The following is a 15,116-nucleotide window of genomic DNA, read 5'->3' as shown; positions in this document are numbered from 1 at the left end:
TCAGTTGGCGTACTCGTTCCACGGGATGTTCCAGTCGCCATAGCCGTCGGTGTTGGCCGCGTAATCGCCCTCGGTGTTGATGATCTGGACCACGTCTCCGGTTCCCATATTGTCGAACACCCAGGCTGCGCCATCCGGCAGGAATCCGATGCAGCCGTGGGAGACGTTGGTGTTTCCGATATAGGGGTAGGCGGATTCAAGTGCCTGGTGGATGTAGGCGCCGCTCAGGGTGAGGCGAATGGTGTATTCAACGTCGGCTTCCCCGTAGTAGGCGGGGTCACCGGGTTTCAGGCCGATGGTGGAGGCACGGAAGTGGTCGAACCGGTTCTTTTCCATCAGCACCGCGTATCCCTTGGCCGAAGGGAACCGCTTGTCCCCCATGCTGACCGGCAGGGTCTTGACGGGTTGGTCGTTGATGCTGAGCGTGAACGTATGGGCGGTGGCGTCAGCGACCGCCACTTTCTTGTCTCCGATCGAGACGTTGACCTTTTTGTTGAAGTTCGCGATCTGGCCGTTGCCCAGGTCGACACCGAAGAGCTGCATGTCCATGGTGATGGTGGAGTTGGCCGTCCAGAAGTTTTCGGGCCGGTACCGGACCATGGTGTCGCTGTACCAGTGGAAAGCACCGCTCTGGCCCGCCGTGGTGGTGATTTTGATGGCCTTTTCCACGGCGTCGCGGTTGACCACCGGCTCACTGAAAATGATCTGCAGGGGCTGTCCTACGCCTACCTTCATGCCGTTGAGCGGGTAGATGGCGGCGTCCGCCTCATGCGAGCTGGAGACTGTGTTGAAGGCCTGGGTGGTGCTGGTTTCGCGTCCGGCAGAGTCCTTGACCACGTAGGTGTAGCTGTAGTCGGTGTTGAACTCCAGGGGGCCGGAGGCGGACCATGCCGTGCCGTTGGGGTCGATGCTGCCCTCGACGATCTTCCCGGCGGTGCTGGTGAGGGTAACGCGCTGGATGGTCCCGTTGGCCACTTTCAGGGAACCCGGTGCCGCAGGGTTGACCTGCTTGGCGCCGTTGGCCGGCGCCGCATCCAGCGTCACCGGAGGCACCACGGGGGAAGCGATGCCGGGCGTCGTCCGCAGTGCGGAGGCGGCTTCCGATTCGAGCGGACCGCCTGCAAGGCCCGGCGCGACGGCGGCGAAAACTCCGCCCACGGCAGCCAGGACACACACGGCAGCGACGGCGAGAATTTTCGTCACGCTCCCCCGGCGGCGGGGCTTTACCTCAGGCTCCATAGTGTTGATCCTACGTTCAGAAAATAACGGCCCGGGCGCGTTGCGGCGCCCGGGCCCTTACGTGTCAGTAACGATAGTGCTCAGGCTTGTAGGGGCCGGCAGCGTCGATGTCCAGGTATTCAGCCTGGTCCTTGGTCAGCTCGGTAAGCTCCACGCCCAGGGCGTCCAGGTGCAGGCGCGCCACCTTTTCGTCCAGGACCTTGGGCAGGACGTACACCTTGTTCCCGTACTCGTCCTGGTCCTTCTTGGTCCACAGCTCGATCTGCGCGATGGTCTGGTTGGCGAAGGAGTTGCTCATCACGAAGGACGGGTGGCCCGTGGCGTTGCCCAGGTTGAGGAGCCGGCCTTCGGAGAGCACGATGATGGAGCGCTCGGCATCGCTGCCGGCATCGAAGACCCATTCGTGGACCTGCGGCTTGATCTCAACCTTCTTCACGCCGGGAACGCGGGCCAGCCCGGCAATGTCGATTTCGTTGTCGAAGTGGCCGATGTTGCCCACGATGGCCTTGTTCTTCATGCCCGTCATGTGCCGGGCCATGATGACGTCCTTGTTGCCCGTGGTGGTGATGAAGATGTCACCTTTGGCCAGGACCGATTCCAGCTTGGCCACCTGGTAGCCGTCCATGGCTGCCTGCAGCGCGCAGATGGGATCGATCTCGGTGACGATTACCCGTGAGCCCTGGCCGCGGAGGGCCTCCGCGGCACCCTTGCCGACGTCGCCGTAACCGCAGACGACGGCGACCTTGCCGCCCATGAGCACGTCGGTGGCACGGTTGATACCGTCAGGCAGGGAGTGGCGGATGCCGTACTTGTTGTCGAACTTGCTCTTGGTGACTGAGTCATTGACGTTGATGGCCGGGAACAGCAGCTTGCCCTGGTCCGCGAGCTGGTACAGGCGGTGGACGCCGGTGGTGGTTTCTTCGCTGACGCCCTTGATGGTAGCTGCCGTGCGCGTCCACTTCTTCGGGTCCGCAGCGAGGGAGCGGCGGAGCACCTCGAGGAAGATGCCGTACTCCTCGGAGTCTTCGGGGTCGGCGGAGGGGACATTGCCCGCGGCCTCGAACTCAACGCCCTTGTGGACCAGCATTGTGGCGTCGCCGCCGTCGTCCAGGATCATGTTGGGACCCAGCTCGGGGTTGGACTCGGCACCGGGCCAGGTGAGGATCTGTTCGGCCGTCCACCAGTACTCTTCGAGGGTCTCGCCCTTCCAGGCGAACACGGGCACGCCCCGCGGGTCTTCAACGGTGCCCTTGCCCACAACTACTGCCGCTGCGGCCTCGTCCTGGGTGGAGAAGATGTTGCAGGAGGCCCAGCGGACCTCGGCGCCCAGCGCGGTGAGCGTCTCGATCAGCACCGCCGTCTGCACCGTCATGTGCAGGGAGCCGGCGATCCGGGCACCCTTGAGCGGCTGCGTCGGTCCAAACTCTTCGCGCAAGGACATCAGGCCGGGCATTTCGTGCTCCGCCAGGCGGATCTGGTGCCGTCCGGCTTCCGCCAGGGAAATGTCGGCAACTTTGTACTCAAAAGTCATGAATGGTCCTTTGCTTGGTCCGGGGCCCTGGTCCCCGTTCTGCTTTTTCTCTGTGCGGGCTGATGGAGTTGGATCTATTGCCCCGCCGCGGCAGGATCGTGCTGGTCCGAGCCCGCCGTCGCCGCTGCGGCCAGCAGTTCCGGCGGAAGCAGCAACGGAATCCCGTCTTCAATGGCGTACCGGTTCCTGACCCCGGCTTCATCTGCGCCGGTGGCCACCAGTTCTTCGCCTTCCTGGACCAGGGGCGAGCCGGTCACGGGGCAGCGCAGGACGGACAACAGCTCGGGACTGATCTTTGGCATGTGTTCTTGCTCCCTGGCGGGCGCGCTCGCGCCGGTAGCGGAAAAGATGTGCAGCAACCAGCCTACCGCCAGATGCCGGTCAGGAAGGTTCCCGGAGGACCCGCAGGTGCCCCCGCCGGGTCCCTTCGGTACCTGCCGGCGCTTCGAGGGCGGAATGGGGGCCGCGCTGGGCGGACGGCTGAGGCTCCGAGGGGCGCGCCGCGGCATCCCGGACGGCGTTTGCCAGCGCCAGGAGGTCATCCGGCCCGGGCTGCTGCGGGGTGGAAGGCATGGCCAGCCGCAACACTTCCCAGCCACGCGGAACCGTCAGCGAGCCCGCGTGCTGTTCACAGAGGTCGTAGCAGTGCGGCTCGGCATAGGTGGCCAGCGGCCCCAGGACGGCGGTGGAGTCCGCATACACGTACGTCAAGGTGGCTACCGCCGACTGGCGGCAGGCGGACCTTGAACACTGACGGATAGCTCCCACGACATCACAGACTACCCCCATATCCCGCGAAAGCCGCGCATTGGCGGCCCTCCCGACGCGCCCGGGACGCCAAGTGAATATATCGCGTAAATCCGCCCCCGGGTTTAGAGTCAATATATGCAGTCATCGAACCATGAATCAGGTTTTTCGGTCCTGTTGGCTGACCCGGATGCCACGGCCGCGCCGGGCATGGAAACCACCGGCAGGAGCTTTATGCGGCGGCGCCGTAACCGCCACGGACGCGGCCTTCGCGGCGAAGTGATGCTCCCCACCCACCCCGGTTACCGGACCCGTGGCGACCGCTTCGACGACCTGGTGCTGGACTCCGCGCAGCGGCTCCATGACATCTGGGGCAAGACCCTTGACGGCGTCAGGTTCGGCGTCGACGAAATTCCGGCAGACCTCGAACAGTTGGCTGCCAACGGCACCACACCGCCCATGGGGGCCTACAGTCCCGCCGCCGGTGGGGATGGCCCCATGATTACCGTGTACCGCCGCGTGGTTGAGCAGGCATGCTCCAGCGTCGAAGAGCTCCAGGACCTGGTCCACGACGTCGTGGTGGAGCATACGGCGGAAATGCTCGGAGTGGCACCGGAGACCCTGGACCCCGTTTACCGACGCCGCTACTGACCCGGGCCCGACGATTGCCGCGGGGCGGCCCCTCCCCCGGGGCTGACCCGGCTGGTCTTGGCTGCCGAGGCTCCTAATAGCCCAGGGTGACCGGGACGGTTTCCTGTCCGGCGGCGGCCGGCAGGAAGGCCAGGTTGGAGATGTCGTTGCGCCCGTCCTGCCCCAGGAGCACGGCACCGTAGGCGGCATCTCCCGAAGCCGACACCACATAACCCACGACGTCAGCACCCTCGGCTTGCTCCGGAACGGTGATGGTGGCGGTGGTTCCGCCGGCGATGTCCGCGGTGGCGGCCGCCCGCACCTTGCCGTCGGCGGTGATGGGGGCGTAGGTGATGGTGGCCCTCGTGTCCAGTGCCCCGAACACCAGCTGACGGAGGCCGCCTTTGGGGACGGGAACAACGTGCTGGCTGCCCAGCCGCACGGCGGAGCCCGCCCAGGCCACATCCGAGGGTTGCCCGGCCTGGAGACCGCGGCTCATTCGTGCGGCTGCCACGAAGGAAACGTCCGATGAGGCGGCGATGGTGTACTGGCCGGCCGGAACTCCCGCCAGGGATACTTCGGTGACGGAGCCGGCCTTTGCGGTGACCACACCGCCGGAGGGAAGCGCGGCTTGGCCGCCCCGTCCGTACAGTTTGATCTCCACTACGGCGTCGGAAGCACCCGGAACCGTCAGTTGGAGCGCCGGCGCGGCATCCCCGTAGCCACTGCGGGACGTCAGCGCGGCGACCCCGGCCGGGTCCTGGATATCCACGCCCGTCACCACCTGGCGGACAGACGGAGCCGCCCCCGGCGCAATGAAGTCCACCCCGCCCGGAGTCAGGCCGCGCAGGACGCTTTGCTGGATCGACGCAGCCACAGGACCACCGGCGCTGCGGACGCGCACGCTGAGCTGCGGAACGTTGGGCGCCAGGCCGGCGAGAACGACGCTGCGCGTGGTGCCGGGCGCCACCAGCAGGCCACGGCTGCCCGGCGCCTGGATCTGCCCTGCGCCACCGTACAACTCAAGGCTCACCGTGGCAGGGGTGCTGGACGCGTTGGTCAGGGCCAGGACGGACGTGCGGCCCACCGTGGTGCTGGCTCCTGCCAGCCATTGGTCGTTCGAAGGTTGTCCGCAGGTGGCCGCGGCGCTACCTTGCAGGTCGCCGTCGGTGGCGGTGTATCTCATGGCACCTGCGGCCGATGCGTTCTGGTTGGCCACCGCATTGGCGCTGAGTACGTTGACCTGGTCCGCAGCCCGGTCGGCCACCACTCCGGCGAGGAGCTCCTGCGGTGCACCGGCAGTGGGAGCCTGCCCCGCGTCCTTGGCGATCTCGACGACGGCTCCCCCGTCCAGGCGGGTCAGGCGGCTCGCGGGCAGTACGCCGCCCGCGCCGAGCACGGCGGCGGTGACCTTGGTCGCGGCGGTGGCCGACTCCGGCCGGAACTGGGCATCAGTACCTGTGCCCGTACCTTCCAACAGCCTCGCGGGGCCGGGACACACGCCAACGCTGGCTCCTGCCGGCACAGCTGCCTCGGCGGCTGGAAGAACACGGCTCGACGCCGGCCCCTGCACCAGTGATCCGGCGGCCACCACGGCTCCGGCGCCGGCGAGGATGAGAACCCCTGCCGCCACTCCGGCCACCGAGGCTGCCCGGCCCCTGCCGCGCGGCACCCGGGTTGAACCGCCGTCGGACGGCTTGGCATCCCCGCCGTTTCCCCCGTGGACTGTGGCCGGTGCGTGGACCGGGGCCGGAGCCTCGGCGGCCACCGGCGGAGTCTGCTCATGCATGTTGGTGTTCCTTACGCAGGGAGCCCTCGTCGCGGGAGAGTCCGGTCCGCGGCCGTTGCGTCGGCATCGGGATGGCGAGGATGACGGTGAGGCCGATCACCGTGATCTGGCCGGCAGCGGTCCAAAAAGCCCACGGGTTTTCGTAGCGGACCGTAAGCTGGCCGGCCGAGGCCGGAAGGGTGAAGGCCTGTGACCAGCCGGAGGTCGTGGAAGTCAGCTTGCGGCCATCGAGCCAGGCACTCCAGCCCGGGTCTGCCCGCTCGGCGAGGACCACCAGCCGGCCTTCAGCGCCGGACGGTACGGCAGCGTCAACCCCGTCCGTACCCGAGGGGATGGAGGTTGTGGTGGCACCCCGTGGATCCACGATGCGGACACGGTGGGCGACATCTGCAGCCTGCAGGACCGCCTGGTTCGACGGGCTGATGCGCCACAGCCAGCCGACGTCGGTCTGCCCCACAGCCACCAGGCCGGGTACTGCATCCATGCGGCTGGCCGTCAGCTGCGCTGCAGTGTCCGCGGCCCGCAGCACCACGAACCCCACGCCAAGCTGTTCGAGGTCGGCACGGGGGTCCACTCCCTGCCCGGCAACAAGCGTGGCCACGACGCGGCGGACAGCGGCTGTGACGTCGTCGTCGTCACGAACCTCTTCCGCACCGGGACCACCGATGATGTTGCGGGCGGAGGCAATGGCCGAAAGGTTGTCGAGCGTGGTGCCGGCCCCCCGCATCAGGGAAGCTTTGTAGGTGCCGTCCTCACCGGTGCTGATGAGCAGGGTGCGGGTCTGTTCGGGCCCGGTGCCGCGGTCGATGGCCGTAGCAGGAAGCGATCGTGGGTTCGCGGCCTCCACCAGCCGCGGGGCGCCCAGCTCTCCCCCGGTCCCGGAACCGGATGGAACGGAAGTGCCGCCTGCCGCCGACGGGGACGGGGGAACTGCGGCCGGACGCAACAGGTTCTGTGCAGACCAGGCGGCCATGCCGGCCAACGGTCCGGCCAGGAGTACAACCAGGCCCAACGCCAGCCCGGCGCGCGCCGCAGTGTTGGCCTTGGACCCGGCAGCGGCCTTTCGGTCCACGGCGGACATGACCTGGCCGGCTCCCAGTACGGCGGCGGACAGCAGGGCAAAGGAGGCGGCCGAGACTGCCGGCCCGGGGAAGGGGGTCACCAGGGAATCCGCATTGATGCCCGTGGCCACATGGCTGGTCAGCCATCCGCCGGCCAGGGCCACCAGCGCCGCAACCCAGAACCATCGCACCGCCGGGGCCGTGCGTCCCGGGAAGAAGAGGGCAATGACGGCCAGAACCAGTACCGGAACCGCAATGAGGAGTGCCATCAGCAGCGCCCAAGGCACCGCCCCGGCGGCGAATAATCCCAGTCCCTGCAGGCCGCCGGCGGGGTCGAATGCCAGCGGCTGTCCGATGATTTGCTGCCACAATGGCGCGGCATCGAATCCAAGCGGGAGGCCGGGGTCGGCCAGGAGGGCACGCGGCCGGTCGAGGGTGGACAGTGCGAACGGGACGAACAGGGCCGCACTGGGCAGCAGGGCCCACCACACTGTCCGCCCGCGCCGGCCCAGCAGGACGCCGCAGAGGACGATGAGCACAACGGCCGGGAGAAGCAGGGAGGGCGCCGAGGCTGAGGCGACGGCCAGCGCGAGGCCGGCTGCGGCTGCGGCTGTCCAGGACGGCATGCCGTTGACTCCCGCTTTGGCGGGTGGTTGGTCCGCGGGCCGGGCATCGGCAGGGGAATCCAGGCTGAAGCGGCCGTGGCCTACGGCTGAACCGGTAGCGCGAAGCAGGCCCAGGACCACCAGCGGAATCATAATGTGCGCTATGAGCGCGCCGGCGCGCCCCTGGTTGAGGGCAACCTGCAGGGCCGGCGCGGCCGCCCAGAAGATGGCCGCCGCGAGGCGAAGCCGGCGCCGGACCGTCAGCCCGCCCGCAGCAAACCAGGCGGTGAGTCCGGAGAGCGGTGCGCCCAGAAGGAGCAGCCAGGGCATGGCAGGGTTGGCATCGCCGCCGCCCAGGACGCCGATGATCCACAGCACGTAGTCAAAGGGGTCGCCGTGGCCGGGAAGTCCGGCGCCAAGGCTGATCCACCAGCTGGAGGCGTTGTGCCAGATGTCCCCCAGGCCGGCCGACACCGGAATCAGGCCGCCGCCGGTCACGGCACCGGCACGGAACAGGCCGGTCAGGGCCAGGAGGGAGGCGGCTGACGCGATGATGACGGCAGCCAGGGCCCCATTGCCCACCCATCCCCTCTTGGCGGTGGCGAGGGCGGCAAAATCATCGGCGGCGTCGCCGGTGGGCTGATGCGCGAGCGGATCCTGCACCAGGTGGTCAGCGCCGGATCCGTCCGATCCCAGCGCCTCCATCAGGGACCGGCGGTGGCTCCACACTTCGCGGCGCGGGGTTTGCAGCTTACGGATCACCGAGCGTCGGATCCGCCGCGTCCGCTTGGCCGCCCTCCGGCCCTTGGCCACGGCTTGCGGCCTGCCCAGGGCCGCGCAGGTGGCCAGGAGCTGGGAGATGCCGTGGCCGGGATCCTTGACGACGATGCTCAAGACGAGTTTGAAGAGGCTGCCCAGAAGCGCGCCAAGGCCGTGGACCGGCACCATCCAGAGGGGACTGTGCTTGAGCCGCAGGTGTACCTGCGCCTTGCGGGCTGCTGCCGGGTTGCCCAGGGCATGGGGCCGGTGCGCTACGTGGAACATGCGGGCGGCGGGTACCACCACCACCCGGTGGCCGGCGAGCCGGTTCCGCCAGCAGAAATCCACGTCGTCTCCGCTGCCCGGCAAGGCGGGGTCGAAACCGCCCAGTTGTTCCCAGACGTCCCGGCGGACCAGCATTCCCGCGGAATTGACGGCGAAAGTGTCGGTGCGGCCGTCATACTGGCCCTGGTCCATCTCGTCGGCGTCAATCAGGGTGAGCCGCTCAGCCCACCGGCTGGTGGAGAGACCGACGTCGATGAGTCGCCGCGGCGAGTGCCAGTCGAGCTGCTTGCAGCCGGCCACGGTCACTGAGGGCGCACGCTCCACGGCCCCCAGGAGTTCAGCGAGTGCTTCCGGCGCCGGCGCGGCGTCGTCGTGCAGCAGCCAGATCCATTCCGCCCTGTCACCGCCACCCGCTCCGGCCGGAGGAACCAGCCCGGCGAGCCCCGCGGAAATGGCCGCGCCCATGCCGCCCTTGGACCGGGGGCAGGCCAGGACGCTGGCGTCGCCCAGGTATTCCCGTAGCAGGTTGGAGGAGTCGTCGGTGGAATCGGCATCCACGCCGATGGCGCGGTCAACTGGCCGGGTTTGGCCAGCCAAGGCAGACAGGGTTCTGGGCAGATAGGCACTGCCATTGTGGGCGACCACAACGGCAGTGACATGGACATCCTGAAGAATTAGATCGCTCGCTTCCTAAGCCGCCGGCGCTCACGCTCGGAAAGGCCTCCCCAGATGCCGAACCGTTCGTCATTGGCCAGCGCGTACTCCAGGCACTGCGACCTTACGTTGCAGGCGCCGCAGACCTTCTTGGCGTCGCGGGTGGAACCGCCCTTTTCCGGGAAGAACGCCTCCGGGTCAGTCTGGGCGCACAAGGCGTCAGTCTGCCAGCCAAGTTCGCCTTCGTCGTCGAAATCCTGCTGGAGGGGCAGCCCGATCCATACTGGCTGCGCGCTCCGGGCGGCCAGCTCCATGGGCGGATCCAGATCTTCCTCCGCCTCCGCACCGTCCAGCAAGGCCTCGTGCGCCGCGAGGAACGCAGTGGCCTGGTCCTCGAGGACACTGCCGGCATTCCTCTTGTACCGCTCCGCCGCATCAGGATCGGCGGGGTCTACGTACCAATCGCTTGGCACTCCCCGTGCACGGTACTTTGCCGTTGCCTGGCCGGCTACGACGGCATCTTCCTGGATACGCTCTGCTTGCCCCACGGCGACCCTCCTGACGTTGCAGCCACTGCCTTCATACGTGGACACTCGGTTGTGTGCCGGTATTTGCGCAATTGCTTTAGATACCTAATTACACGCGTGTAACTAGGGCGAGTCAAGCCGTCGCCGGAATAATAGACAGTGAAACCTGAGAACTTTGCGCACGCCACGCCCGGGTTTTTTGCCGGCCTCGGCGTGGCGCGGGCCCGAAGCGGCACTTTCCGGGCGGGAAAGCCACAAAAACAGCGCCACCACGGGGAAAATACCCGCTGTACGCAAAAATAGCAAGCACGCTTAGTAGCCGGAGTGATAAACATCACGTGGGCGGCGGATGGGGAACAGCGCCTCCCCGCTGGTGCCCCGGGGGATTCCAGGATGGCAGGATGAAGCCATGACATCGATCCCCGCCATCAACCTGATGGGCAGCCTCCGCTCCGGCAACTCCACGGCACCGCGCCTGACCTGGTACGGGCCGGATTCGGAACGCGTGGAATTGTCGGGGCGGGTCCTGGACAACTGGGTGGCCAAGACCAGCAACCTGCTGCAGGACGAGCTCGACGCGGAGCCGGGCATGCGGCTCGGGCTTGCTCTTCCGGCGCACTGGAAAGCCCTGGTCTGGGCACTGGCGGGCTGGCAGCTCGGCCTGGAAGCGGTGCTCGACGGCGGCCCGGCAGACTTCCTGGTGACCGACACGCCTGGCGAAGCAATGAATGGGCACGATCCCGTGATTGCAGTTGCGCTGCCTGCCCTCGCCATGCGCTGGGCAGGCACCCTCCCGGGCGGCTGCATCGACTACGCGGCGGAGGTGCGGTCCCACGGGGACGTGTTCATGGCGCACGCGGATCCGGACCCCTCAGCCCGTGCGCTTCTGACCGGCGACGGGCGCCCGGTGGAACACAAAGACCTGCTCACGGATTTTGGTGCGGCCCATGAGGAAGGCGTCCGCCTCCACATTCCCGCCGGCAAAGGGCTCGAGTGGGTGCTGTCCAACGCGCTGGGAGCCTGGCAGCACGGCGGTTCTGTGGTCCTGACCCACCCGGATGTTGCACTCACGGACAAACTGCTGGCCGACGAACGCATCCACGGCAGCTAGCAGCGGCGGGTCCTAGGCCTTCGGGCCACCGTCGACAGGCGTGGAAGCCGGACGTTCCGCGCGTGCGGGCTGGCGGTGCGGATGGGCTTCGATGAGTTCGTGGTCGTGGGAGAACTCGGGTTCCTGGTCCAGTTCCTGGTTGAAGACCAGGAAGCGGTAGGCAAAAAAGCGGACCACCGTGGCGACGAGGATGCCGGCGACCCCCGCCAGGAACAGCAGGTTCTTGTCGTCGACGCCCATCCCGTACTTGGCCAGCGCGGTGAACCCGGTGGAGATCCCGATCCCGATGCCGTTGATGATGACGAACATGACGAATTCGCGAAGCACGTTGGCCTGGCGACGGTGCCGGAAAGTCCAGAAACGGTTTGCAACCCACGAGAAGACGGTGGCCACGGTGGCGCCGACGAAGCGCGCCTTTGCTTCGCTGTCTGACATCGGGCCGTGCATCAGGTAATACGTCAGCCCATTATCGATGACGAATGCCACACCGCCTACGGCCCCGAATTTGGCCACTTCCCGCCAGAAGAGCGAGGCAAGCCCCCGGATACGATCTGCAAGTGCGCTAAACATGACCCTCCATGGCCGTCCGAACTGTGGGCCACTCGGCCAAGGACCTATTTTAGCCCCCAAAGCTTTGGACCGGCCCCGGACTGCCCCTGCTCCCGGTCCCGCAGCGGAAAATATCCTTGTCCTGCCGGGCCGGAAAAGCGGGATTCGGCGCGTCTTCGGTAGGCTGGCATACGTGACTTTTCCAGTAATAGGTGTAGTTGGCGGCGGCCAGCTTGCGCGAATGATGGCCCCTGCCGCTACAGCACTCGGCTTCGAACTCCGTGTCCTCGCTGAAGGCGACGACGTTTCCGCGGTGTCTGCCGTACCGGCCACGCCGGTGGGCGATTACAAGGACCTGCAAACTCTCCTGGACTTTTCCCGGGGCCTTGATGTGATGACCTTTGACCACGAGCATGTGCCCACGGCGCACCTCAGGGCTCTCCAGGAAGCCGGGGTCAATGTCCAGCCCGGACCTGACGCCCTGGTCCACGCCCAGGACAAACTGGTCATGCGCGCCGCTATCGACCGGTTGGAACTGCCCAACCCCGCCTGGGCGTCCGTGGCCGGTGTCGCGGACCTGGTCAGCTTCGGCGAGGAAACGGGATGGCCCGTGGTACTGAAGATGCCGCGCGGCGGTTACGACGGCAAGGGCGTCCGGATCATTTCGTCCGCCGACGAGGCGGCCGGTGCCGAAGAGTGGTTCGCCGCCATGAGTCCCCTGCTGGCCGAGGCGAAGGTGGAGTTCACCCGCGAACTGTCGGCTCTGGTGGCGCGGACCCCGGACGGCGAAGCCCGGGCCTGGCCCGTGGTCCACACCATCCAGGTGGATGGGGTCTGTGACGAGGTGATCGCCCCCGCACTGGACATTCCCCTGGAGGTTGCCGCCGCTGCCGAGGACGCCGCGCTGCGCATCGCGGCGGAGCTCAACGTCACCGGTGTCCTTGCTGTTGAACTTTTCGAGACGCCCGGTGCCGGCGCCGGGTTCCTGATCAACGAACTGGCCATGCGGCCGCACAACACCGGTCACTGGACCCAGGACGGCTCCATTACCAGCCAGTTCGAACAGCATCTGCGCGCGGTCCTGAACCTGCCGCTGGGTGCCACCGATGCGCTGGCCCCCGTGACCGTGATGAAGAACTTCCTGGGCGGGGAAAACCAGGACCTTTTCTCGGCCTATCCGATGGCCCTCGCCAGCGAGCCGGCCGCCAAAGTCCACTGCTACGGCAAATCCGTGCGGCCTGGACGTAAGATCGGCCATGTCAACCTGGTGGGAAGTTCGACGACGGACGTTGACTCGGTCAGGCGCCGGGCAACGGCGGTGGCCGCCATCATCCGTGATGGACGTGCCGGTGCCGAGGAACCTTCCCCTATTTTCGAGGAGAACGCATGAGCGCCGAAGCCACCCCAGCCGCCGGTCCCGCTGCCAGCCCCCTGGTGGGCCTGGTCATGGGCTCCGACTCGGACTGGCCTGTCATGGAAGCGGCGGCCGACGCCCTCGCCGAATTCGGCATTCCGTTCGAAGCCGACGTCGTCTCAGCACACCGGATGCCGACCGAGATGATCCGCTATGGCCAGACGGCGCACGAGCGGGGGCTGCGGGTCATCATCGCCGGAGCCGGCGGCGCTGCGCACCTGCCGGGCATGCTGGCCAGCGTCACGCCCCTGCCCGTCATCGGTGTGCCCGTTCCGTTAAAGACCCTTGACGGCATGGACTCCCTGCTGTCCATCGTCCAGATGCCTGCGGGTGTCCCGGTGGCCACAGTATCCATCGGCGGTGCACGCAATGCCGGGCTCCTGGCCGTACGGATGCTTGCCTCCGGCACGGACGAACTCGCCGCGTCATTGCGCGCCGACCTCCTGGACTTCGCCGCCGACCTCAACGCCGTCGCCTCCCGCAAGGGTGCCAACCTGCGGCAAAAAGTGAGCGAGGTCTTCCCTGACGGGTCCAGCTCCCGTCGGGGCAGCCGTTAGGGCGGCGGATATGGCCAGCAGCACACAGCAGCCAAGCACCGGAGCGATTTTGACTGATCCGGTCCGTTACCCGGCCAGCGCGTCTCCGCCGGTCCGCACCAAACGGGCGTTTGTGCTGGTCCTCCTGACGCTGCTGGTGCCGGGAAGTGCCCAACTCGTGGCCGGTGACCGGAGGCTGGGCCGGATCGCGTTGCGCGTCACGCTCGGGGTCTGGGCACTCCTGATCCTGGCAGGCGTCGTGCTGCTGCTGAACCGGACGTTGGTGATCAATGTCTTCACCAACCCCATCACGTCGCTGGTCCTGGTGGTCCTGCTGACGGCACTGGCGATTGGCTGGGCCTTGTTGTTCGTCAACACCCTGCGAATCATCCGTCCGGTCCTGCTGGCACCGCCGGCCCGCCCCGCCGTCGGGATCGCCCTGGTGCTGGCGCTGGTCCTGGGCAGCGGCTCCCTGGGCTACGCGGCATACCTGCTGAACGTTGGCCGGAACGCCATCGGCAGCATCTTCTCGTCCGGGCCGGCCATTGAGCCCGTGGACGGCAGGTACAACTTCCTAATGATGGGCGGCGACGCCGGCGACGACCGGACCGGACGCCGCCCGGACAGCCTCTCAGTGCTGAGCGTCGACGCCAAGACCGGCCAGACAGCCATAATTTCCATCCCCCGGAACTTCCAGAACGCCCAGTTCAGCGCCAACTCCCCGATGCGCGCCATCTACCCCGACGGCTACGACTGCGGTGACGACTGCCTGATCAACGCCATCAACACCGAGGTCACCAACGAGCACGCCAACCTCTACCCGGGCGTCGCGGACCCGGGGGCCCAGGCCACCCTTGAGGCGGTCTCCGGGACGCTGGGCATGGACATCCAGGCTTACGTCCTGGTGGACATGGATGGCTTCTCCAAGCTGATCGATGCCATGGGCGGTATCAGGATCAAGGCCGGCGGCTGGGTGCCCATCAGCGGCGAAACCATCGATGAGGCAAACGGCATCCACGGCATGCCGCTGGGCTGGATACCGGCCGGCGACAACACCCTGGACGGCTACCATGCCCTCTGGTACGGGCGTTCACGCGAGTTCGTGGACGATTACGCCCGCATCGCCCGCCAGCAGTGCGTGCAGCAGGCCATGCTCAAGCAACTGGACCCGGCCACCCTGCTGTCCAAGTTCGAGGACATTGCCAACGCCGGCACCAAAGTAGTGGAGTCCAACATCTCCTCCACGCAACTGGGCAGCTTTGTGGACCTGGCCATCAAAGCCAAGGGCAAGGAGGTCAAGCGGCTCACCATCGGCCCGCCGGACTTCGACCCCGCATTCTCCACCAACCCCGATTTCGACCAGATCCACGAACGCGTCGACCAGCTTCTGGCGTCCGCGTCAGGGCCCCAGGCAGCCGGAGCCGACAACGACGCCATCACCGCACCGGCAGCGGGTGCCGGGCACGTCCAGGCCGCAGGGCCGGCCGGACTCTCCCGGGCCATGACCGGAGGACTGCCGCAGGAGTCCGCGGCGCCGTCGGACTTCACCCCGGTGACCACCACCCCGGACGGTGAGCCGATTACTGAGCAGATGCTGGACGATTTCAAGCGCCAGGGCAACGAACAGGCCATCCGCAACCTCGTGGCCACCAACGGCCAGTGCGCCGCACTGTAACCAG

General features: G+C 67.2%; 13 protein-coding genes. 5 read left to right on the top strand and 8 right to left on the bottom strand.

Annotated features, from left to right (window positions below):
- The 4 genes from AB4Y79_RS11425 to AB4Y79_RS11410 form a co-directional block, all read right to left on the bottom strand.
- On the bottom strand, positions 1-1,239 hold the full coding sequence (locus tag AB4Y79_RS11425) for an Ig-like domain-containing protein (RefSeq protein WP_441861634.1): 1,239 nt from the start codon (positions 1,237-1,239) through the stop codon (positions 1-3).
- A 64-nt stretch (positions 1,240-1,303) separates the two neighbouring features.
- Positions 1,304-2,770 carry an adenosylhomocysteinase gene (gene ahcY / locus AB4Y79_RS11420; RefSeq protein ID WP_441861631.1) on the bottom strand — a complete coding sequence of 489 codons (1,467 nt, stop codon included), beginning with the start codon at positions 2,768-2,770 and terminating at the stop codon, positions 1,304-1,306.
- A 74-nt stretch (positions 2,771-2,844) separates the two neighbouring features.
- A complete protein-coding gene (locus AB4Y79_RS11415; protein ID WP_441861629.1) occupies positions 2,845-3,072 on the bottom strand; it encodes a Trm112 family protein in 228 nt (75 codons plus the stop codon).
- Between the two features lie 79 nt (positions 3,073-3,151).
- Complete coding sequence (locus AB4Y79_RS11410; protein ID WP_441861626.1) at positions 3,152-3,538, bottom strand: DUF3499 domain-containing protein; 387 nt, start codon at positions 3,536-3,538, stop codon at positions 3,152-3,154.
- Between the two features lie 117 nt (positions 3,539-3,655).
- Between AB4Y79_RS11410 and AB4Y79_RS11405 the strand changes: the two genes are divergently transcribed.
- Positions 3,656-4,168 carry a metallopeptidase family protein gene (locus AB4Y79_RS11405; protein WP_441861623.1) on the top strand — a complete coding sequence of 171 codons (513 nt, stop codon included), beginning with the start codon at positions 3,656-3,658 and terminating at the stop codon, positions 4,166-4,168.
- A 73-nt stretch (positions 4,169-4,241) separates the two neighbouring features.
- Here the strand turns inward: AB4Y79_RS11405 and AB4Y79_RS11400 are convergent, their stop codons facing one another.
- Genes AB4Y79_RS11400 through AB4Y79_RS11390 form a run of 3 tightly spaced genes read right to left on the bottom strand, consistent with a single transcriptional unit; the run spans position 4,242 to position 9,848 of the window.
- Positions 4,242-5,936 (bottom strand): DUF5719 family protein, encoded by a 1,695-nt coding sequence (locus tag AB4Y79_RS11400; protein WP_441861620.1) that lies wholly within the window; start codon positions 5,934-5,936, stop codon positions 4,242-4,244.
- Positions 5,929-9,291, bottom strand: a complete 3,363-nt coding sequence (locus tag AB4Y79_RS11395; protein ID WP_441861617.1) for a glycosyltransferase family 2 protein — start codon at positions 9,289-9,291, stop codon at positions 5,929-5,931. Before AB4Y79_RS11395 ends, AB4Y79_RS11400 begins: the two co-directional genes overlap by 8 nt.
- Before the next feature lie 29 nt (positions 9,292-9,320).
- Positions 9,321-9,848 carry a WhiB family transcriptional regulator gene (locus AB4Y79_RS11390; protein WP_441861614.1) on the bottom strand — a complete coding sequence of 176 codons (528 nt, stop codon included), beginning with the start codon at positions 9,846-9,848 and terminating at the stop codon, positions 9,321-9,323.
- A 388-nt stretch (positions 9,849-10,236) separates the two neighbouring features.
- On the opposite strand from AB4Y79_RS11390, the gene AB4Y79_RS11385 reads away from it, so the two are divergent.
- Complete coding sequence (locus tag AB4Y79_RS11385) at positions 10,237-10,938, top strand: TIGR03089 family protein (protein WP_441861611.1); 702 nt, start codon at positions 10,237-10,239, stop codon at positions 10,936-10,938.
- Positions 10,939-10,950: 12 nt separating this feature from the next.
- Here the strand turns inward: AB4Y79_RS11385 and AB4Y79_RS11380 are convergent, their stop codons facing one another.
- Positions 10,951-11,508 (bottom strand): GtrA family protein, encoded by a 558-nt coding sequence (locus tag AB4Y79_RS11380; RefSeq protein WP_441861608.1) that lies wholly within the window; start codon positions 11,506-11,508, stop codon positions 10,951-10,953.
- A 172-nt stretch (positions 11,509-11,680) separates the two neighbouring features.
- On the opposite strand from AB4Y79_RS11380, the gene AB4Y79_RS11375 reads away from it, so the two are divergent.
- The 3 genes from AB4Y79_RS11375 to AB4Y79_RS11365 are packed head-to-tail and all read left to right on the top strand — an operon-like array spanning position 11,681 to position 15,112.
- Positions 11,681-12,877, top strand: coding sequence for a 5-(carboxyamino)imidazole ribonucleotide synthase (locus tag AB4Y79_RS11375; protein WP_441861606.1), 1,197 nt, complete (start codon positions 11,681-11,683; stop codon positions 12,875-12,877).
- On the top strand, positions 12,874-13,458 hold the full coding sequence (gene purE, locus AB4Y79_RS11370) for a 5-(carboxyamino)imidazole ribonucleotide mutase (RefSeq protein ID WP_441861603.1): 585 nt from the start codon (positions 12,874-12,876) through the stop codon (positions 13,456-13,458). The genes AB4Y79_RS11375 and purE overlap by 4 nt, the downstream gene beginning before the upstream one ends.
- 10 nt (positions 13,459-13,468) lie before the next feature.
- Positions 13,469-15,112, top strand: a complete 1,644-nt coding sequence (locus AB4Y79_RS11365) for an LCP family protein (protein WP_441861600.1) — start codon at positions 13,469-13,471, stop codon at positions 15,110-15,112.
- Positions 15,113-15,116: the final 4 nt, after the last annotated feature.

It is taken from the genome of Pseudarthrobacter sp. YAF2, assembly GCF_052113345.1.
Lineage (GTDB): Bacteria > Actinomycetota > Actinomycetes > Actinomycetales > Micrococcaceae > Arthrobacter.
The sequence above is the reverse complement of the archived record's forward strand: the minus strand, read 5'-3'. Positions and strand labels throughout refer to the sequence as shown.